Origin of the sequence: Flavobacterium cellulosilyticum (assembly GCF_004349355.1) — a bacterium.
GTDB lineage: Bacteria > Bacteroidota > Bacteroidia > Flavobacteriales > Flavobacteriaceae > Flavobacterium > Flavobacterium cellulosilyticum.
In genome coordinates, this window is the sequence record NZ_SMFK01000002.1 from 316,858 (window position 1) to 337,731 (window position 20,874).

The following is a 20,874-nucleotide window of genomic DNA, read 5'->3' on the forward strand; positions in this document are numbered from 1 at the left end:
CAATCCCAGCTATTTTTTAGTAGTTTATGAAAAAAATATTTTATCTCTATTATTTTTAAAGTAATTCTATTTGTCAAATAGTTGCATATAGGGACCCATCCATTTTTGCATTTTGCCATCAATCTTTAAGGAATGTGATTTTTTAGTGTCATTATTATTTAAAGAAAGAATAACTCTCAATTTTTTATCCTGAACTATTACATCAATTGCGATGTAGTCAGAATCCTGATATACAATGGCTAATTTTTTAATTCCTCCTTCTGAATTTGTTACGATTTCTCTCGTAAGACTTTTTGAACCATGTGGTTCCACTATGGATACAAAAGTGTGATTTTTAGCTTCTTTTTGTCTGATGATAAAGGAAGGGTCAGGTCGCAAATTGAATTCAGGATCGTTAGCTCCCAATCGGCACAGTAACAATTCTGTGTTTTCATCTGCAACTGTTGTAATGGTGTAAAACCTTCCGCTGTTTAACCAAGTAAATTTTGCTTGAGGCTCTTTTGTTTTTCCTTTACTCAATAACCATAGATGTTGATACCCATTGGCTTCTCCTAAAGGTTTTAAATCTTTTGTCATCACCTCATGGTCAAAAGGAACATCCATTATTTCACCTAAATAATGAAATGGAAGATCCAATTGATGTTTTGATTCGGATACCACGTTGAAAATATCTAATACAAATGGTTTTTCTAATCGACTATCCGTAATCATTACAAATGTTCGGTGCATTTGAATTCCTGGATACGCATTGTTTTCTTTGGCACTGATAATCTGATATGATTCATTAGATGCATCATAAAAATACAATTCAGAATTGTGCTCGGAAGACTCATTTATATCTCCATTAAAATGGGATTTTTCATCCACGACAAGTGTATTATGTGCTATAGTTTGTTTAGCCCATGTCGTATTTTCGGGTAAATATCTACCCCCTATTTTTTGAATGACTGCTACCCATCTTGCTGCGCCATAATCTTGTAAAATCTCATTTCCATTGTCGTACAATAACTGGTTAAGTTTGTCAAAATGGCCATGTGCAAGACCGTGTGAAGTATATCGCATGATTTGACATAATTGATCAGAAGAAGGACCATATCTTAAAATACCCACACCTCCATTTTTACCATCGGCACCATCTCCAAAATTGGCAGACTTCCAAATAAATGCTTTTGCTTTATTTTCGGCAACATCCTTTGCAACTTCAAATCCTCCTTCACTAAAAACGACTCTATCTTGTTTTGCGGCAACATCTAATAACTCTGCATCTTTTCCATAGTTTTTATATACAACATCTAATGCCAATGTTAATTCTGGAGAAGCAAATGACATCCCTTTTAATGCATCATTAAAAGGAAAGAAATCACCGTTTGTATTAGATAACTGTAAAGCGGTATACAAAGCTTTCTTCAAAATTGAATCACGGTATTTGAAAATTTTTATATCTGGATTATTGTTTTCAATTGTTTGCGCTAATAATATAAATGGCCAAATTGAAAAACGCTGATAGTAAGGGCCTTCAATATAGAAGCCATCAGGCGAGAATAAGTTGTCAAGCTGCATAAAATATCCAGCTGGTCTATCTGGGTCAAATCCTTTTAAGGCGGGGTCATTATAATCTACTGTTTTAAAAGTTTCTAAAGTTCTGTCAATTTCAGCTCCAAACAAGGCTCTTTTTATTAACTCTTTGTCATTTAAAACATAACCTGCCATACCTACGGCTGCATTTAACCAAATTCCATGATTATGGACTCTATTGAACATCTTTGGTGATCCAACTGATAAAAAGTCTGCTAAAGGTTTTAATAATTTCGTTTCAACAGCTTTTCTGTCTTCTGGAGTAAATTCGTAATATACACAGTCGTATGCTTGGGCTACATTTACCAAAAATGCGGCATCATTTAGGGCTTGCCAAAATAATTTTCCTGGAGAATATGATTTTCCATCTGGATGCAATCCAAGCGTTGGAAACAACGCGACGTATCCCTTAAACATTTTTATTACGTAATCGGAATATTTTTTGTCTCCAAGTACCTGATACAACATCGCGGCACGATACATCATGAGATAATTCTCTTTATGCTTTTCATGAGTATAGCCTCCGGCAGGATCTACAGGAATGGGGAAATCAATCTCTTTATTAAGTTCAGGATCTACTAAATCCTTCATTTCTTTAATAGAATTATCTAATAGGGGATATTTTCCTAATTTTTTTTTAATTAATTCTATGCTCTTGGCAGTTGTTATTAAATTGGGATGTAGCTGTTTATTTTCCTGGGAGATACCAGTAAAAGTAGTTAAGAACATTATGGAAAATAGGGTAATAGACAGCTTATAATTCTTATAAATCTTCATAATAAAATAGTTTTTTAAATTAGATTTTGGTTTTTGTTATCAATTTATAATCATCAGTGGGTTTGTCACGCCAATAATTAGCTAGTGCGGATCCCGATATATTCATCCATTTTCCAAATACAATAGGAGCTAAAGCTGCATTGGCACTTCCGAGTGATTCAAGAGCCAACCCCATACCCAACCCTCCATTTTTTAATGCCACTTCTATGGATAAAGTTCTACTGTCTTGTTTTGATAAGCCAACCATTCTACTTCCCCAATAACCTAAAACATAACCTAAAATATTGTGTATTGCAGCCGCCGCTACAAGCATTAGTCCTACAACCAATAATTTATCTCTATTAAGGCCACTACTATGGTAACAAAGAGTAATAATGAAAGCATCGATAAAGATGGTAATATTTGATCCATCCAATTTTTCGGTCCTTTAAAAAATTTCACAATGACTTTAGTAAATGAAACAATTGCTGCAAGAGCAAGCCCAAGTATCAATCCGGGTTTCAATACAGTTAAAGAAGTTGGAAAAGCAGCTGGGATTATTAAGAATACGGCAATAGTTACAAAAAGTGCTATTATAAGAATGTTTCTATCTTTATCTAACCATGCAGCTTTTTCATAAAGTATTCTATTACAGATCAAACCTGCCACAATAGGAACAATAATTAAATTAAAACTAGAAAACATCATTTTTAAAAAGGATATCTCAACCATTTCATTGGCAAATATTTTCATTAATAATGGAGTAACTATTGGCGTAATTAATGTAGTAATAGTTGTTACACATACAGATAAAGCTACATTTCCTTTAGCCAAGTAAACCATAACGTTGGAAGATGCTCCTCCCGGACAGCAGCCAATAAGTATAAATCCTACTGCAATTTCTGGTGGAAAATTAAATAATTTCACGACAAGGACACCTAAAAGAGGCATAATACCAAAGACCATTATGCTTCCTGCAATAATTCCTTTAGGTTTGGCCAATTCAGTTTTAAAATCGCTTAAGCTTAATTTGGTTCCCATTCCAAACATTATAATTTGAAGCATTGGTATCACGAGGATTCCGGTATTAAACCCCCAGTTTATAAACAAAAAGGGGAAATACATTGCTGCAATTAAAAAAGTAAATACCCAAAAAGTGAATGATGATTTTTTAAAACGAGGATCTACATAGCCATAAATGGCTATAGCTGTAAAAGCCAACCAGCATTGGTATTCCAGCTTTTTCCATATTTCCAGATATAATAACTAGTATTGTTATAATGGTTGAAAGAGCAATAATTCCTGTAATTAATTTTTTCATAGGGAGTAGTGTTTATTTCAGTTTGTTTTTTTTTGGAATCACATTTGATTCTTCAATTTGGTTTACCAAATTGGATAACCAAATGTAGTGTTATTTATTTAAAAAAAAAAATTTTCTTAAAATGGCAGGTGAATTATTTGCATATCCAAAAGGGGCAACCATCTCCATCAAAAACGTTGTTAAAAGAGATGCACATATAAATTGGAACCACTGGAGTTTTGTCGGAATATGACAAGTTAAAACCGATTGGACAATTTTGCCACCAATTTTGTATGCCCATTTTTGTATTACATTCTAAATTTGAACAATTCTCAAATCAATATTCTTTTAAAGAATAATCTCATTAAAAAAAATGACAATTATTTTTTTATTAAGAAAATAACAATATATTTGGAGAACCAATCTGGTTATCCAAAATAAAAAAACAATTTTATGTTTCTCTAATTATTTATAAAACTATTTCAATAAATTAAAAAACTTATGAAAAGAATTTTACTTGAACAAAAAAAATTGACGCAGTTTTTCTTAAGTTCACAGAATTGACTACAATAAATAAAGCCATCATTCCCCAGCAAAAAAAAGCAGGTTATGCCAATGTAGTATCGGAATATATTCATGTGATTGCTCTTTTAATTGTTATTGTAGCGGGGCTTATCAATACCGAGTATTTTTACAATCCCACTGCCACTGCTTATTATGGGTTCTGTATAAGTGTGTTGTTTTTTGTGATTGTCTCTACTTCTTTATATTTAACCAAGAAGAGTGTAGTTACGATTAAAGCTCCCCTGTTTTCATTTGGTATTTGGTGTTTATATATTCTATGGCATTATTTTACCAACACTGGAACACTTGTTTTTACCATTTACAGTGTTGCACTTTATTTTTTAATTCTTAAAGCAACTACACTTTTTAGTACGCCGACCTTTAATTTTAAGCTATTTTTCGGTAGCATAGGAGGGATTGCTTTCTTAGAGTCTATTTACTGCATTACGCAATATTTTGGTTGGTTTAAAAGTCAAAACGAATTATTTGATGTTACAGGGAGTTGTATTAATCCAAATACGACTGCCATGTTCCTGGCTCTTACAATACCTGTTTTCTTATTTCTATTTCAGGGTAAGTATAAAAAACTATTTTTTATAGGCTTCATTACAATACTAATTGCTTTATTCCTTCTCAAATGTCGCGCTGCTTATATAGGAGCTACGATATGTCTAATTGTGTTTTATGGATTAGAACACAACTTTATTAGTTGGTTAAAAAACAAGAAAAATAAAGTTGCCGCCAAAGCCCTATTTATTTTGTGCTTACTAATTGTAATCCCTGTGTCAATTCATTTATATAATTCCAAAAAAGCCTCTTCGGATGGCAGAAAATTTATTTGGAAACTATCTACTGAAATGCTTTCTCAAAAACCAATTACTGGATATGGATATGGTTTTTATTCAAAAGAATACAACCTATTTCAAGCGAATTACATCCAGAAAGGCAAAGCCACAATTGGAGAAATGGAGAACGCAGGTTATGTCATTACGGCTCATAATGAATTAATTCAAAACGCTGTCGAAGGCGGAATCATTGGGCTTGTTCTTATGCTACTCTTTTTTGGCTTCCTACTTTGTAGTCATTATGACAGCAAAATAGATGTCGGGAATGAATGGGACAATTCACTATGTACTGACACTTCCATCCAGTCAAAAAAAACCTGTTACAATTTGAGTTATGCTGGCGTTATTACTTTTCTTGCGATGTCAATGTTCAACTTTTCTATTCAAAACGTACCTGTAATGTGTATGCTTATCGTGTATGCGGCTATTGTTTGCAGTACTATAAAACCCCTAAGAATTCCAGCGAAGCTTATATTCCTTGAAACAAATAAAATACTTTCAATACTGTCAAAGTTTTTTACAATAGCCATTAGTGTTTGTTTGATATACACCCTTTTTGGAATCGCTAAAGCAGATAGTTTAAACAAAAAAGCTTCTTTGCTAAAAAAAGAAAGACAATATGAACAAGCCTTAGGCATTATGACGGCACTAGAGCCGCATTTAAATAAAAATAGCGACTATTGGGAAAATTATGGGAATTTGTATTACCTAACACACAACTATACAGAAGCAATTCGCTGTCTGAATAAAGGTAAAGAATTAGATACTTCCCCAGTATTGTATTTAGGTTTAGGAAATTGTTATGAAAAACTAAATCAATATCCAGCTGCAATAGTTCAATACGAACAATTGGTAAATTTAAAGCCTTCTAAATTTGCTTTTCGTTTTAGATTAATGAATGCTTATTTACAAAACAAAGACACTGTCAATGCTTTGAAAATCGCCCAAGGAATCCTTGCCCTCAAACCCAAAATAGCTTCCGATAAAGTGCTGTACTACAAAGAAAAAGCAAAAAAAACAATAGCTTTTTTAAGCATACAGTCAAGTAAATAGCCTTCTCCATAAAAAAACACCTTTTTATTATTACATTATGAAACAAAAATCAAATACTTTCTCATTAAGATCAATCCTATTCTGTGTAGTGTTCTCTTTAGGAATGTATGCTCAACATCCAGCTGCTGTTGAACAAAACTTAAAAAAAGCAGGAAGCAATCGTGCTGAATTAGAAAAAGCAATTTTGTATTGTAAAAATTCAGATGATCCTCAAAAACTAAAGGCTATCTATTTTTTGATTGCCAATATGGATATTCATTCCAGTTCCGATTATTATTGGGAAAACGAAGCGGGTAACAGGATAGTTTACAATGAACTCGATTATCCCAATTTTGATGAAGCAGCCAAAGCTTTTGAAGCTGTAAAATTGCAAAATCCAAACCTTCATCCTAAAGCAATAACCTACTCCGATTTAGAAACCATCAAAGGGGATTATTTGATAAATAATCTTGATAATGCCTTTAAATCTTGGAGAGTATCCGCAGTCAAAAATATTTCTTTTGATGATTTTTGCGAATACATTTTACCCTATCGAATTAGTGTTGAACCAATTCAAGATTGGAGAACAACTTATAATTCCAAATTTAGTTGGATAAGCGATAAAATAGAAACTATTGGATTGGAAGCCAGCCTTCCTTATGTGTCTGATGAAGCCAACTCGTGGTTTACCAATACTTGGAACTCTGGAGGGCGTAAGGAACCATTACCGCGATTAGGCAGTATGCAACTCTTGTTACGCAAACAAGGCCCTTGTGAAGACTTGGCTGATTTAGGTGTTTTTACAATGCGTTCCATAGGAATACCTGCTACGGCAGATTTTGTTCCCTACTGGGGGACAACTAGAGGTGGTCATGCAATGAATACTTTTTTTGATTCTAATAACAAAGCGATTCATTTTGACTATGGTACAAAAGAGTACAACGAAAAATTAAGAAGAGAGCCTGCCAAAGTCTTAAGGCTAACCTACTCTAAACAAAACCAAACCCTTGCTAGTTTTGAAGAACAAAACAACATCCCTAAAGGTTATTTGAGAGAACAAAACTACATTGATGTAACCCAAGAATATTGGAATACCAGGAATGTAAAATGTTCGCTATATCTTAATCCAAAACCTCTTAAAACGGTGTATGCATGCACTTTTAGTGGTTTGAAATGGCAACCTTTTTGGTGGGCGAAAGTACTAAAAAATGAAGCCCAATTTAACCAGATTTGTCAAGGAACAGTTGTGCTTCCACAATATTACAGTAATGGCAAAATGATCCCCGCCAGTGCGCCAATTCTTGTTGGCGATACAGAAACAAGAATTTTAACCCCTGATTTAAATCAACTGCAGGACTTAACCATTAGCTCTGTAGCCAATTATTTGATTTTAAAACCCAATGTAATTTACAAACTATTGTATTGGAATGATAAATGGCAACTTATCGATACTATAACAGCTACTGAAACTACCGAATCTTTATTATTTCACAAAGTGCCTAAAAACGCTTTGCTTTTATTAATAGCCAGTGATTCTAAAGGATTGGAACGCCCGTTTATTGTAAGTGAACAAGGAGAGCGAACCTGGTATTAAACACCATAAATAATAAAAAACTATAAACCTTAAACTATGAACTATGAAACCAAAAATGATTAAAATCCTGTTTTTGTTTTGCCTCAGCTTCCCTATGGTAAATCAAGCACAACTAAGCACAAAAGTAATAAAGAGTTTTCCTGCTCATATTATCATTAAAATATATGATGTAGCTTCAAAAATAGAGCTGAGTGAAGAAAATCAACTGAAAATCGGAAAAAAATTATATACAAGTGACAGTTTGGCCAATGTTAGCTTGGCTAATGGAGAATCCGTTTCTAAAATAAAGAAATACTATCCGCCCGGAAAAAAATTCTTGATCGGCATTCTAAAACCAGAAGAACTCGATACTTATTTATATGAACTAGACAAGAAAAACAGATTTTTATTGGCTCTAAAATCTTCCACAATATTACATTTAGAACCACAACAAACATTGGAAATACGAAAACAAGAGAAACTTTTAGATTCTCTTAAAATAACCGATTATCTCCAAAAACATCAATTTTGCAACCGCAAACTAGACTCCATTCTAAGCAAGAAGCAATATGCCTCCTTGATGAATTTGGCCTATGCTGATGAATCAAAAAAGGAAACGGACAACGACTGGAAAAACATCCAAAAATTAAAATTAGTTCCTACAAAGGATAGCAGCAGGGTTTATAGCCAACTATATGCTTATAATTTAGAAAAAAATAGTTTCCTGGATTCTCACTCCAAAAAATTTGACACTAAACAAAGTACCGAAATAAAAAACTTGATCGTTCTCGAAAAACAACCTCCTGTACTAACACGATACAATATCCTGTCAAATTTCATTTATAAATTAAATCTTTTTTCAATAGCTATTCAATACGAAAAAGAGTTAAATCTAAATCCAACTCAAATTGATTCTTTATTATCAAGATACAGGGAACTGGAGTTAATGAAATATAAAGACAAAGAAGAAAATCAATTGCTAAAAAAAACAGCTACCTACACTTTGTATGAGAATAAGGCTATCGTTACCATCTTGGATCCCAAACAACTAGCTATACTACTGACTAATAAAAATAAAAAAAATGCAATACAAATTGCCCAAGAAAACTGGAAAGAACTAGAGCAACAAGGACTTACCAATGGCTATGACAAAAACAGCCAGCTTCAAGAATTTGCTAAATATAATTTAAACTTTTTAGTTGCCAGCGACCGGCTAAAAATGAACAATAATCCAATAAACATGTTTAAAAAGCGGGATGTAGAACTCAAAAAACCGGAGCTCTTAAAACAGCTTGATGCCATCAAAAGAAGTGAAAAATATACAAAAGTTGCCAAAAATCAATTAAAGTGGTAGTCCACTAAGCCCCCAAAGTGGGAAGTCAGAAGTTGGAAGACACCCTTTAACCGATTAAACAAACAACTAATTAACCCATTTCAGACGGAAGTCAGAAGTCAGAAAAAAAATAATTAATTACACTTTAAATACAAACCAATGAAAAAAACAATTAAAACAAGAGTTTTCTTACTGCTACTATTGGGCAGCATGCACTGTTTTTCGCAAACAGGAACCAACCCACGAAACGTGTTGAAACTCGCTAGACTACAGCTCCTAGAAGGGACTAGTACCTACAATCCAGAGGCGGCACTCCTCACCTTTCAGCAACAAGCATCCTTAGGAAATGCCGAAGCCATGAATGGATTAGCGCAAATTTACATCCAAGGGATAGGTGTATCGGTCAACGATAACCTAGCGATTGAATGGTTCGAAAAAGCAGCTCAAAATGGCTATGCCAAAGCCTATTACAATCTCGCAATATTATACAGAAAAGGGGTAAGCATACCCAAAGATTTACCTAAAGCAGTAGCCTATTTTGAAAAAGCGGCAAAGGCAGGGTATGTGGAAGCATGGGGACGCTGGGGCGAAATGGTAAAAAGTGGTCTAGGTACCACTCAAGACTATCCCTTGGCAATGACTATTTTTAAACAAGGAGCAGATTTAGGCAGTGCACAATGCATCTATGGCCAAGGCTATTTGCATTATAAGGGTTTTGGTACTACCCAGGATTATGACAAAGCACTTGCTTTCTTCCAGCAGGCAGCGGATAAAGGCAGTGCTATAGGTATATATATGGTGGGCTATTGCTATCGCAATGGCTATGGAGTAACGGTAGATGAAGAAAAAGCCAAGTTTTGGTTCAATAAAGCAGCAGCTTTAGGTTTTAAGAGAGCCGATGTAGAACTGGCACAACCGCTAGCCGAAAATGCCACACCAAATCAAATTAAAACCATATCGGCTCCAATAGCCGAAGAGGTGGAAAATGCCCCTATCGAAATTCCAAAAAAAATCAAAAAGGTAAAACACAAAATCACTAAAGACGATATTAGTGGACTTTACACTGGACACCTCATGCGCTATGACTGGAGTGGGCAAAACATTTTAAGCAAAACCCCTATTGAAGTAACCCTGGATCAAGAAGGACAAGCACTAACTGGAATATGGGCCGAACAAGAGGGTGATTCTGTAAACTTTAAAGCCACACTCGAAGAAAAAAGGATCGTATTTGAAGATTCTAAAATTGATCGCCTCAACCGTTATGTAGAACCTGTACTAAAAACCTATAAATTCAAGCAAGCAAAATTGCAAGTTTTGGAATATCAAGACGATGTGTATATAGTAGGCAACTTGCAATTGTATAACATCAAACAGCACGAAAACGAAAAACCCATGTATCTTATCCTGGAGCGAAAAATAAGTCCTGAGGAAACCGGAGAGCCAGAACTAGTCTCCCAAGCTATTGTGTCGCAACTTGTGGTTTACCCTAATCCTATAACCAGCACCAGTTTTAAACTGAGTTTTGAACTCGCTGCCCAAACCGATATTAGCATCAGTATCTACGATTTTACAGGATTCTTGGTAGGCACCCAAAAACTCACTACCACAGGCACAGGAACGCAAGAACAAGTAATACCATTTACTGCGCCAGCAGGCAACTATATCCTGAACTTGTACTATAACGACCAGGTAATAAAAACCATTTTAATTAAAAAATAATAGACATGAAGAAAAAATATTTTATATTAGCACTCACGTTCTTATGCCTGTTTTTGGGACAAAGTAGTTATGCCCAGGAAGGTTGGGAGGATGAGGAGGAATGGTATACGAATGAGAGTTGGGATAGTAATGACAATGATTATACTGATAATTGGCAAGATTTCTTATCGGAATGGTTTGGACTTGAGATAGCGGGTATAACCGATGGCGGGAATTTCCAGCTTTCCAATGGTGATTATTTTTACCCGGACAGTGGTAATCTAGACGAAGTACTTGTTAATTCATATCATGTTTCTGAACAATATGAATATGTGCCAATTGGCGAGAATAATGGGAATCCTGGTGGTGATGAATCGGAAGAACCTGTTGATGATCCCACTGATAACTGCAGCATATCGTATTGTATGCCAGGGTATACACTCCAAAATTGCGAATGTGTTAAAATACCTCCACCTTGTGATAAACTCGTTAAGGCTAATTTGGCTGATCTTGTTTATGATTCCCATGATGGCATACCAAATGACTATAGTAAATTACCTGATAACGTGACGATTATTAATCCAGTTACTATACCAGGCGTTACATTTACTAACACCATTATTGGTTTTAATTCTACCTTATACAGGGTAGATAATGGCAATGGAGATGTAGAATATGTATATGCGACTGAAGGAAGTACATTAGAGTTACAAGATTGGTTAAATAATGGACAACAAGCAACAGGTAATATTGCAGCACAGTATGATTTATCTGTCGATAATGCCATAAAAATTCAGCAATGGGCAAGCACTCAAGGAACACCAAAAATATCATTTACAGGACACTCACTCGGTGGTGGGCTTGCAAATGCAAATGCACTGGCTACAGGATATCCTGCTACAGTATTCAACCCAGCGGGGCTGCATGACAACACCATTTCACGTTTAGGATTAAATTTATCTTATGAAGATGGTGTAAATTATTATGTAAATACAGGAGAAATAGTTGATATTGCAAATACCCTTTTGTCTACCCCTGCAAGAGGAACTAGACATGAAATAGGAAATAATGCAGTAGTTCCTGCTGCGGTATGGTATACATCAACATTGGCTGGTGTCGTATATTCAGGTTATCTACATACAATGGGAAGTGTAATCGCTAATTTAGACTGTGCTGATTAACAATAAAAAAATAAAAATGAAAACTAAAAAGATTATAGGATCAATTATAGTATTAGGACTGGTCATTTTTGCATTTTTGTATTATTCAAAAATGCAAAAAGACAAATGGGTGAGGGAATCTCCCGAAACCAAATACTCCGAACAAAGAGAAAACGAAGTTTGGGGAAAAATATTAAGAGGTGGCAACCCTAGTTTGTTTTACGGAACACCTTTGTATGAAGTAGCCAATGCTATGTCAGGTTTGCCTTATTTTAGAAATGAGGAAAAAATAATAAAACTCATTAACGAAATACCAAAAGAGTATATCAACTATCAAGAAGGAAAGTTTGGACATACGATAGGACATTTTGCTTTGAGGACATATAATTTTGGTGCCATCCGCAAACTTCTGGACAGAGGACTTAATCCTAACTTAATGGACAAAATGGAAGGGGCAATTATTATTGAAATTAATAGTTCTGCTTATTCTTACAAATCTCCAGAAAGTTTAAAAACATTGAAGTATATGATCCAAAAAGGAGCCAATGTAAATTTATATTCCAAAAAAGCACAATTTACAACACCTTTGATTGAAGCTGCAAAAAGCAATTTAGAAAATGTAAAAATATTAGTTGAAGCTGGAGCAAATCCACATTTTATAAATGAATTTGGGTATGTGTTTAAATCACCTTTAAGTGCTGCATTACTATACAAAAGAATAGAAATAGTCAACTATTTAATATTTAATCAAAAGGTTGATTTTAGAGCACTAAAACATCCTATGGATTCAAAATTTCATCCTGGAGACTATGAAATATTATATAATCTTAGAGAAATGTTTTTTGAGTTAAATAGTAAAAAGTATCAAGAAAAAATGAGATTAGTTGCTTATTTAAAAACACAAGGCTTGGATTACTGGAAAACACCTATTGAAGAACGTTTTAGAAATAATCCTAATTACACCCCAGAATATTTGAGTAAATATTAAAGTTCCAAACAATAGTAAAGACCTGAAAAAGATAGCTTCATTGAGCTGTGTTTTTTAGGTTTTTATTTAAAAAAATAGAATCACGTTCTTTTGCCTGTTTGTGGGACAAAGTAGTTATTCTCAGGAAGGTTGGGATAATGAGGAGGAATGGTATGAGAATGAGAGTTGGGATAGTAATGACAATGATTATACTAATAATTGGCAAGATTTCCTGTCGGAATGGTTCGGACTTGACATAGCAGGTATAACCGATGGCGGGAATTTCCTGCTTTCCAATGGTGATTATTTTTACCCGGACAGTAGTAATCTAGATGAAGTAAATGTCAATTCATATCATGTCTCTGAACAATATGAATATGTGCCGATTGGCGAGAATAATGGGAATCCGGGTGGTGATGAATCGGAAGAAACCGTTGATGACCCCACTGATAACTGCAGCATATCGTATTGTATGCCAGGGTATACACTCCAAAATTGCGAATGTGTTAAAGTATCTTGCACAAAAACCTGCGAGAGTGGGTATAAATTAAACATAGATACCTGTGAGTGTGAATTGTTACCGCCTTGTTGGGGTACAATTCAGGATTTTGAAACTTCCAATTCATTTAATACTAACACCATATTAAACAAGCTCAATTCAACGTTAGGTGATTTTGGCATTTCAGCGGATGTAATGGATTCTATAAAACAAATGAATCTCTTTGACCCTAAAACTATTGCTACTGGAACAGACTTGGTTACATTTGCTGATGATTTGGGGGTTGTAGGTGATGGTTTACAGGTTGCACTAGATTATTCAAAATATATAGATGAACCTAGTACTCAAAATTTATTGAGAACTGTTTTAGATGCGGCTTCTATGGCATTATCCCCAGCTGCTAGCTTAGCCCTCAGCACAATTGATTATTTCAAAGATGGTGATGGTAATTCTAAACTAGATTTATTACTTAAAGCCGCTTCTGATGCTATAGATCGCTCTTTAGATTGTAATTTAGGTCTTGGAATACGTAATTGGGTTTATTAATCTTTTTTTTAATATGGTATTTATTAAATATATTTTATCATCAATATACAAAGGAATTTACAAACGAATGCTTAAACGAACAGACGAACCCGATCGTAGAGTACCACTTAGATTCGGTTATCAATTATGCTTATGGATTTATATAACTTTCTTTGTTATTTATAGACTTTTGACAAAAAACAATCCTTACTATTTAGACATAAATCCAAATATATCTTTGCTAATAGGTTTTGTTTTCTTTTTAATATTTGGAGCAATCTTCGCAACAATATTAAATTTTGAATGGATAAAAAAAATCGAATTAACAAAAAAACAAAAAAATAAATGTAGAATGATACTATTTTCAATAATCATTATTATTATCTTTCTATTTAATCTTTAAAAAAATAAATTATGAATTTTACAAAAAATATTTTTATAGGAATACTATTTCTATATATCACCACTATGAGTTCACAAACTACAACTAGTTATTTAGAAACAAATATCCAACAGCATATTGTAAATAAATATTGGAGCAATGAAGCAGGTACTACAGGAAAAGTAGTGTTATATTTTGGACAAAATCAATTATCAACCTATATTAATCAAAAAAAATTTGGGAGTGGTAATTATTACTTTACAAATATATCTTGCAATGATTCTTCTAGTATATTTGATAATTCAAAAATTGGTAATTCTTCTTCGGGAAATTACATAAAAACAGATCGTTACTGTTATTTAATTGAAATAAGCACTAATCTTCAACAGATTAGAATGAAAAAATCTTATGATAATAAATGGCAAACATTTTATTTGTTGAATAATCCTAACTTACCGAACTAACCCAGATGGTGCAGGAATGTGATTAATTTTCCTCTTGCGGATAGCGTAGAATTGTGTCTGTACACAAAGTTGAACAGACAAAACAAGTCAAAAACTACAGCCCTAAAAAAGTTGTAGTTTTTTTGTGCTATAACTTAACAAGAAGGACAAGCACTAACTGGAATATGGGCCGAACAAGAGGGTGATTCTGTAAACTTTAAAGCCACACTCGAAGAAAAAAGGATCGTATTTGAAGATTCTAAAATTGACCGCCTCAACCGTTATGTAGAACCGGTACTAAAAAGCTACAAATTCAAGCAAGCAAAATTGCAAGTTTTGGAATATCAAGACGATGTGTATATAGTAGGCAACTTGCAATTGTATAACATCAAACAGCACGAAAACGAAAAACCCATGTATCTTATCCTGGAGCGAAAAATAAGTCCTGAGGAAACCGGAGAGCCAGAACTAGTCACCCAAGCTATTGTGTCGCAACTTGTGGTTTATCCTAATCCTGTAACCAGCACTAGTTTTAAACTGAGTTTTGAACTCGCTGCCCAAACCGATATTAGCATCAGTATCTATGATTTTACAGGATTCTTGGTAAGCACCCAAAAACTCACTACCACAGGCACAGGAACGCAAGAACAAATAATTCCCTTTACTGCGCCAGCAGGCAACTATATCCTGAACTTGTACTATAACGACCAGGTAATAAAAACCATTTTAATTAAAAAATAAGAGCCATGAAGAAAAAATATTTTATATTAGCACTCACGTTCTTATGCCTGTTTTTGGGACAAAGTAGTTATGCGCAGGAAGGTTGGGAGGATGAGGATGATTGGTATGTGAATGAGAGTTGGGATAGTAATGACAATGATTATACTGATAATTGGCAAGATTTCTTATCGGAATGGTTCGGACTTGACATAGCAGGAATAACAGAGGGCGGGAATTTCCTGCTTTCCAATGGGGATTATTTTTACCCGGACAGTGGTAATCTAGACGAAGTACTTGTTAATTCATATCATGTTTCTGAACAATATGAATATGTGCCAATTGGCGAGAATAATGGGAATCCTGGTGGTGATGAATCGGAAGAAACCGTTGATGATCCCACTGATAACTGCAGCATATCGTATTGTATGCCAGGGTATACACTCCAAAATTGCGAATGTGTTAAAATACCTCCACCTTGTGACAAACTTGCTAAGGCTAATTTGGCTGAACTATCTTATGATACCGAAAATGGTTTGCAAAAAGATCCTAGTAAATTACCTAGTAACGTTACGATTGTACCACCATCGGAATTACCTTCAGGCATTGATTTTACAAATTCCAATGGATTTAATTCTGCTTTATACAGGGTAGATAATGGTAACGGAAACATAGAATATGTATATGCCACAGCTGGTACAAGTATAACGGAAATTCAAGATATAATAAATGATGCTCAACAAGCAGGCGGTTTTAGTTCGCCTCAATATCAACTATCGGTAGATAATGCAATGTTATTAAAAAATTGGGCTGCAAGCAATAATTACTCTTTGTCTTTTACAGGGCATTCATTAGGAGGTGGTTTGGCTAATGCCAATGCGTTAGCTACAGGATTGCCAGCTACAATATACAATCCTGCGGGATTAAATGACTTAACAATTAGTAATGATCCAAGGTTGCACCTTTATAATTCTGGAAATGTAACAGCCTATGTAGTTCAGGGAGAGCCAATATATTTTATAAATACACTTTTACAGACACCTATAAGAGGGAACGTAATCCCTATTGGATCGATTGCCTACCCTGCGATTATGTATGGAATATCATCTGCAGCAGCTGTTACTTCTGCAGGAACAGGTTCAGCGCTCTTTGGGATAGCTGCAATTAGTTTACATAGTATGAGTAATGTAATCTCAGATATAGACTGTAATTAAAACCATAAAAAATGAAAAAAAAACATATTGGATTTTCAATACTATTAGTATTGCTCTTTTATGGAGTATATTCGTATAGATCTAAAATGGATAAAGACAATTGGGCAGAGGAATCTCCTGAAATTAAATATTCAAAAGAACGAATAGAAGAAGTTTGGGGAGGAGTTTTGCAGGGCAATAATCCTGCCTTGTTTTATGGAACACCTTTGTATGATGTAGCCGATGCAATGTCTGGCTTAATATACTTTAGAAATGAGGAAAAAATAACAAAACTCATTGACGAAATACCTAAAGAGTATATTAATTATCAAGAGGGGAATTATGGAATGACCATTGGGCACTTTGCTTTATTAACCAATAATATGGTTGCCATACGAAAACTACTAGACAGAGGACTCAATCCCAACTTAATGGATAAAAACGGTAATGCTATTATTATTGATATTAACGGCCCTGCATATGCTCATTTACCAGAGAGTTTAGAGACATTAAAATTTATGATAAAAAAAGGTGCCAATGTAAATTTATATTCCAAAAGAATTTTGGTACGTACTCCTCTCATAAGAGCAGTTAACAGTAATTTTAAAAATGTAAGGGTATTGATTGCAGCTGGAGCAGATCCTCATTTTATTGATGTCTCAGATAATAGCCCATTTGAATCCGCTTTAAGTGCTGCATTGTTAAATAGAGATATGGAAATTATCAACTATCTAATATTTGATCAAAAGGTCGATTTTAGAACATTAAAATATCCCTTAGACTCAAAGTTTCATCCTGGAGAATATAAAATATTACATCTTCTTAGAGAACATGCTCCTGATTTAAATTCTAAGGATTATAAAGAAAAAATGAAACTGGTAGCTTATTTAAAAACACAAGGTTTAGATTACTGGAAAACGCCCATACCAGATAATATTAAAAATAACCCTAATTTTACCCAAGAATATTTGAGTAAATATTAAATTTAATAACAATAGTAAAGACCTGAAAAAGATAGCTTCATTGCTGTGTTTTTTTAGGTTTTTATTTAAAAAAATAGAATCACGTTCTTATGCCTGTTTTTGGGACATAGTAGTTATGCTCAGGAAGGTTGGGAGGATGAGGAGGAATGGTATACGAATGAGAGTTGGGATAGTAATGACAATGATTATACTGATAATTGGCAAGATTTCTTATCGGAATGGTTCGGACTTGAGATAGCAGGAATAACAGAGGGCGGGAATTTCCAACTTTCCAATGGTGATTATTTTTACCCGGACAGTGGTAATCTAGACGAAGTACTTGTTAATTCATATCATGTTTCTGAGCAATATGAATATGTACCGATTGGCGAGAATAACGGGAATCCTGGTGGTGATGAATCGGAAGAAACCGTTGATGATCCCACTGATAACTGCAGCATATCGTATTGTATGCCAGGGTATACACTCGAAAATTGCGAATGTGTTAAAGTATCTTGCACAACAACCTGTGGTACTGGATTTATATTGAATTCTGATTGTGAGTGCGTAAAAAAACCTTGTGATGAAGCTAAAGTAGCTGATCATATATATAATACCTTAAACGGAATTCAAGAAGCAGGTAAAACAGAATTGAATGATTATGGTAACGTGCACCTTGTGTCACCTGCTGGATTGCCTTCAGAATTTAATTCACCTGATTTTAAATGGTCTGACCCTGATACTGGTTTTAGTTCAGCTTTATACAGTGTAGATCATGGGAATGGAAATATTGAACTTATATATGCCACACAAGGCACAAATCCTTTGGATCTTCAAGATTGGGTAAATAATGGTCAACAAGCTCTAGGATATGTAAGTGCACAATATTATCAATCAGTAGCAAATGCAAATGTTTTAGCAACTTGGGCAGCTAATAATGGTTATACCTTGTCATTTACAGGGCATTCTTTAGGTGGAGGATTAGCCAATGCTAATGCGCTGGCTACGGGATTACCAGCTACAATATACAATCCTGCAGGATTAAGTGATGCTACGGTTAATGATCCTAACTTAAACTTAAATTTAAATTACTCGAGTAAGGTAACAGCTTTTATAGTTCAAGGGGAACCTGTTGATTATCTTAATACGAAATTGGATACTCCTGTAAGAGGAACGAGAAATTACATTGGCTTACCACAAGATACTAATTCTCTTTACGGAACGTTATCAAATCTAACTATAGCAGGATTAATAAGCACAGTTCAATTACATTTGATGAGTAGTGTAATATCTAATTTAGACTGTAATGATTAATATTATGAAAGCAAAAAAAATAATTCTACTAATACTATTACTAATAATAGGTATTGTTCTATTCTCGTATATTTCTAAAACTCAAAAAGACACATGGGTTAAAGAAACTCCGAAAACTAAATACTCCAAAGAAAGAGAAAAGGAAGTTTGGGGAAAACAGTTAAATGGGCATTCTCCAGAAATATTCTATGGTACACCCCTTTATGATTTAGCTAAAGAGATGACTGGTTTTCGGTCTGATAAAAAAATTGAAGAGCTTATAGCTGCTATACCTAGAAAAGATATTAATATACAAGATGGTAAATTTCATAAAACAATAGGGCAATTTGCTTTAACAGTTAGTAATCTTAAAGCATTAAATTTATTACTAGATAAAGGTTTAAATCCAAATTTGATAGATAAAATGGGGAATGCTATTATTATTGATATTAACGACTTTTATAAAAATCCATCTGAAAAATTACTAATCCTGAAAAATATGATTCAAAAGGGAGCCAATGTAAATTTATTTTCTAAACACACTCTAAAAAGTACTCCTTTGATTAGAGCTTCAAATAGTGGTAATTTAGAAAATGTAAAAGTGTTGGTTGACGCTGGTGCAAATCCAAATTTTATTGATAACTCAATAGCTAGTCCTTTTGAATCTCCATTAAGTGTTGCATTAGCATACGCTCATATTGATATTGTAAATTATCTGATTTTTGATCAAAAAGTTGATTTTAGAACACTAAAATATCCAAGTGATTCTAAATTTCACCCTGGAGAGTATGTGATATTACATAAGCTTAGAGAGATGATTTTTGATTTAAATAGTAAGGAGTATAGAGAGAAAATGAAATTAGTGAAATATTTAAAAACGCAAGGCTTGGATTACTGGAAAACTCCTATTCCTGATAAAGTCAGAAGTATTCCTAAATTTACTCAAGAATATCTGAGTAAGTATTAGTTAAAAAAAAATAGTAAAGACCTGAAAAAGATAGCTTCATTGCTGTATTTTTTGGGTTTTTATTTTAGGTAAAGTGATTAAAAATAGTTGGTAATTAATACCATTAAAATGAAAAAAAAACATATTGGCCTGCTATTACTAATTCCAATAATTATTATAGCTTTTTTATACACTTCTAAAATTCAAAAAGACAACTGGGTCAATGAATCCTTAGAAACTAAATACTCTGAAAAAAGAGAAAATGAAATATGGGGTGGAGTTTTACGGGGTAATGATCCTGCCTTATATTACGGAACACCTTTGTATGACTTGGCAGGGGCATTGTCAAGTTTTTCTCATTTACAAAATGACGAAAAAATAAAAAAACTCATTGATGAAATCCCTAAAGAATATATTAATTTTCAGGATGATAAATACGGAAAGACTATTGGTCAATTTGCTTTATTTGTTGGTAATCTTAAAGCTGTAAGACTGTTACTAGACAGAGGTTTAAATCCAAATTTATTAGCTAATGACGGTAGTGCCCTTATAATTGATATCAATGGCCCTTTTGAAAGCAATTTACCAGAGAGTTTAGAAACACTTAAATACATGATTAAAAAAGGAGCTAATGTAAATTTGTATTCAAAAAAAGCACAATTGGGTACACCATTGATTGAAGCAGCGAATAGTAATTTTGAGAATGTAAAAGTATTAGTTGAAGCAGGTGCAAATCCACATTTTATTGATAAATTTTCAGCTAGCCCTTTTGAATCTCCGTTAAGCGCTTCATTAGTTAATAGACGTATGAAAATTATTAATTATCTAATTTTTGATCAAAAAGTGGATTTTAGAACTTTGAAATTTCCAAGCACTTCAAAATTCCATCCTGGGGAATATGAAATATTGTATAGACTTAGGAAGATAAGATTTGATTTAGATACTCAGGATTATAAGGAAAAAATGAAACTTGTAGCATATTTAAAAACACAAGGCTTAGATTATTGGAAAACACCTGTACCAGATAATATCAAAAACAATCCTAATTTTACCCAAGAATATTTGAGTAAATATTAAATTTAATAACAATAGTAAAGACCTGAAAAAGATA

At 33.7% G+C, this 20,874-nt stretch carries 17 protein-coding genes; 14 read left to right on the top strand and 3 right to left on the bottom strand.

The features are described 5' to 3' along the window. Nucleotides 1-66: 66 nt before the first annotated feature. Genes E0F76_RS05330 through E0F76_RS05340 form a run of 3 tightly spaced genes read right to left on the bottom strand, consistent with a single transcriptional unit; the run spans nucleotide 67 to nucleotide 3,552 of the window. On the bottom strand, nucleotides 67-2,352 hold the full coding sequence (locus E0F76_RS05330; RefSeq protein ID WP_132002394.1) for an alginate lyase family protein: 2,286 nt from the start codon (nucleotides 2,350-2,352) through the stop codon (nucleotides 67-69). Nucleotides 2,353-2,371: 19 nt separating this feature from the next. After that, complete coding sequence (locus E0F76_RS05335) at nucleotides 2,372-2,680, bottom strand: bile acid:sodium symporter family protein (RefSeq protein WP_165932642.1); 309 nt, start codon at nucleotides 2,678-2,680, stop codon at nucleotides 2,372-2,374. Next, a complete protein-coding gene (locus tag E0F76_RS05340) occupies nucleotides 2,671-3,552 on the bottom strand; it encodes a bile acid:sodium symporter family protein (RefSeq protein WP_132002400.1) in 882 nt (293 codons plus the stop codon). The genes E0F76_RS05335 and E0F76_RS05340 overlap by 10 nt, the downstream gene beginning before the upstream one ends. Nucleotides 3,553-4,191: 639 nt before the next feature. Between E0F76_RS05340 and E0F76_RS05345 the strand changes: the two genes are divergently transcribed. The 14 genes from E0F76_RS05345 to E0F76_RS05410 all read left to right on the top strand — a co-directional run bounded on the left by E0F76_RS05345 (nucleotide 4,192) and on the right by E0F76_RS05410 (nucleotide 20,840). Next, a complete protein-coding gene (locus E0F76_RS05345) occupies nucleotides 4,192-6,093 on the top strand; it encodes an O-antigen ligase family protein (RefSeq protein WP_132002403.1) in 1,902 nt (633 codons plus the stop codon). A 37-nt stretch (nucleotides 6,094-6,130) separates the two neighbouring features. After that, the gene (locus E0F76_RS05350; RefSeq protein WP_132002406.1) at nucleotides 6,131-7,666 is read left to right on the top strand and encodes a transglutaminase domain-containing protein; all 1,536 of its coding nucleotides are present in this window, start codon (nucleotides 6,131-6,133) and stop codon (nucleotides 7,664-7,666) included. Between the two features lie 43 nt (nucleotides 7,667-7,709). Beyond that, a complete protein-coding gene (locus E0F76_RS05355) occupies nucleotides 7,710-8,999 on the top strand; it encodes a hypothetical protein (RefSeq protein WP_132002409.1) in 1,290 nt (429 codons plus the stop codon). A 138-nt stretch (nucleotides 9,000-9,137) separates the two neighbouring features. Then, nucleotides 9,138-10,697: a T9SS type A sorting domain-containing protein gene (locus E0F76_RS05360; protein WP_132002412.1), complete on the top strand. Its 1,560-nt coding sequence runs from the start codon at nucleotides 9,138-9,140 to the stop codon at nucleotides 10,695-10,697. Between the two features lie 5 nt (nucleotides 10,698-10,702). Continuing rightward, nucleotides 10,703-11,857 carry a hypothetical protein gene (locus tag E0F76_RS05365; RefSeq protein ID WP_132002415.1) on the top strand — a complete coding sequence of 385 codons (1,155 nt, stop codon included), beginning with the start codon at nucleotides 10,703-10,705 and terminating at the stop codon, nucleotides 11,855-11,857. A 16-nt stretch (nucleotides 11,858-11,873) separates the two neighbouring features. Further along, complete coding sequence (locus tag E0F76_RS05370; protein WP_132002418.1) at nucleotides 11,874-12,824, top strand: ankyrin repeat domain-containing protein; 951 nt, start codon at nucleotides 11,874-11,876, stop codon at nucleotides 12,822-12,824. A gap of 100 nt (nucleotides 12,825-12,924) precedes the next feature. Next, nucleotides 12,925-13,848: a hypothetical protein gene (locus tag E0F76_RS05375; RefSeq protein ID WP_132002421.1), complete on the top strand. Its 924-nt coding sequence runs from the start codon at nucleotides 12,925-12,927 to the stop codon at nucleotides 13,846-13,848. 393 nt (nucleotides 13,849-14,241) lie between these two features. Then, complete coding sequence (locus E0F76_RS05380; protein ID WP_132002424.1) at nucleotides 14,242-14,673, top strand: hypothetical protein; 432 nt, start codon at nucleotides 14,242-14,244, stop codon at nucleotides 14,671-14,673. Between the two features lie 315 nt (nucleotides 14,674-14,988). Further along, complete coding sequence (locus E0F76_RS05385) at nucleotides 14,989-15,393, top strand: T9SS type A sorting domain-containing protein (protein WP_132002427.1); 405 nt, start codon at nucleotides 14,989-14,991, stop codon at nucleotides 15,391-15,393. Nucleotides 15,394-15,398: 5 nt separating this feature from the next. Further along, on the top strand, nucleotides 15,399-16,583 hold the full coding sequence (locus E0F76_RS05390) for a hypothetical protein (RefSeq protein ID WP_132002430.1): 1,185 nt from the start codon (nucleotides 15,399-15,401) through the stop codon (nucleotides 16,581-16,583). Between the two features lie 11 nt (nucleotides 16,584-16,594). Continuing rightward, on the top strand, nucleotides 16,595-17,545 hold the full coding sequence (locus E0F76_RS05395) for an ankyrin repeat domain-containing protein (RefSeq protein WP_132002433.1): 951 nt from the start codon (nucleotides 16,595-16,597) through the stop codon (nucleotides 17,543-17,545). Between the two features lie 99 nt (nucleotides 17,546-17,644). Continuing rightward, complete coding sequence (locus E0F76_RS05400) at nucleotides 17,645-18,838, top strand: alpha/beta hydrolase family protein (protein ID WP_132002436.1); 1,194 nt, start codon at nucleotides 17,645-17,647, stop codon at nucleotides 18,836-18,838. A gap of 4 nt (nucleotides 18,839-18,842) precedes the next feature. Further along, complete coding sequence (locus tag E0F76_RS05405) at nucleotides 18,843-19,784, top strand: ankyrin repeat domain-containing protein (protein WP_132002439.1); 942 nt, start codon at nucleotides 18,843-18,845, stop codon at nucleotides 19,782-19,784. Between the two features lie 108 nt (nucleotides 19,785-19,892). After that, on the top strand, nucleotides 19,893-20,840 hold the full coding sequence (locus tag E0F76_RS05410; protein ID WP_132002442.1) for an ankyrin repeat domain-containing protein: 948 nt from the start codon (nucleotides 19,893-19,895) through the stop codon (nucleotides 20,838-20,840). Nucleotides 20,841-20,874: the final 34 nt, after the last annotated feature.

What these genes read in the sequence shown, in the direction of transcription:
- E0F76_RS05330 (WP_132002394.1), bottom strand. Translation starts at nt 2,352, where the DNA reads ATGAAGATTTATAAGAATTATAAGCTGTCTATTACCCTATTTTCCATA.
- E0F76_RS05350 (WP_132002406.1), top strand. Translation starts at nt 6,131, where the DNA reads ATGAAACAAAAATCAAATACTTTCTCATTAAGATCAATCCTATTCTGT.
- E0F76_RS05355 (WP_132002409.1), top strand. Translation starts at nt 7,710, where the DNA reads ATGAAACCAAAAATGATTAAAATCCTGTTTTTGTTTTGCCTCAGCTTC.
- E0F76_RS05360 (WP_132002412.1), top strand. Translation starts at nt 9,138, where the DNA reads ATGAAAAAAACAATTAAAACAAGAGTTTTCTTACTGCTACTATTGGGC.
- E0F76_RS05365 (WP_132002415.1), top strand. Translation starts at nt 10,703, where the DNA reads ATGAAGAAAAAATATTTTATATTAGCACTCACGTTCTTATGCCTGTTT.
- E0F76_RS05370 (WP_132002418.1), top strand. Translation starts at nt 11,874, where the DNA reads ATGAAAACTAAAAAGATTATAGGATCAATTATAGTATTAGGACTGGTC.
- E0F76_RS05380 (WP_132002424.1), top strand. Translation starts at nt 14,242, where the DNA reads ATGAATTTTACAAAAAATATTTTTATAGGAATACTATTTCTATATATC.
- E0F76_RS05390 (WP_132002430.1), top strand. Translation starts at nt 15,399, where the DNA reads ATGAAGAAAAAATATTTTATATTAGCACTCACGTTCTTATGCCTGTTT.
- E0F76_RS05395 (WP_132002433.1), top strand. Translation starts at nt 16,595, where the DNA reads ATGAAAAAAAAACATATTGGATTTTCAATACTATTAGTATTGCTCTTT.
- E0F76_RS05405 (WP_132002439.1), top strand. Translation starts at nt 18,843, where the DNA reads ATGAAAGCAAAAAAAATAATTCTACTAATACTATTACTAATAATAGGT.
- E0F76_RS05410 (WP_132002442.1), top strand. Translation starts at nt 19,893, where the DNA reads ATGAAAAAAAAACATATTGGCCTGCTATTACTAATTCCAATAATTATT.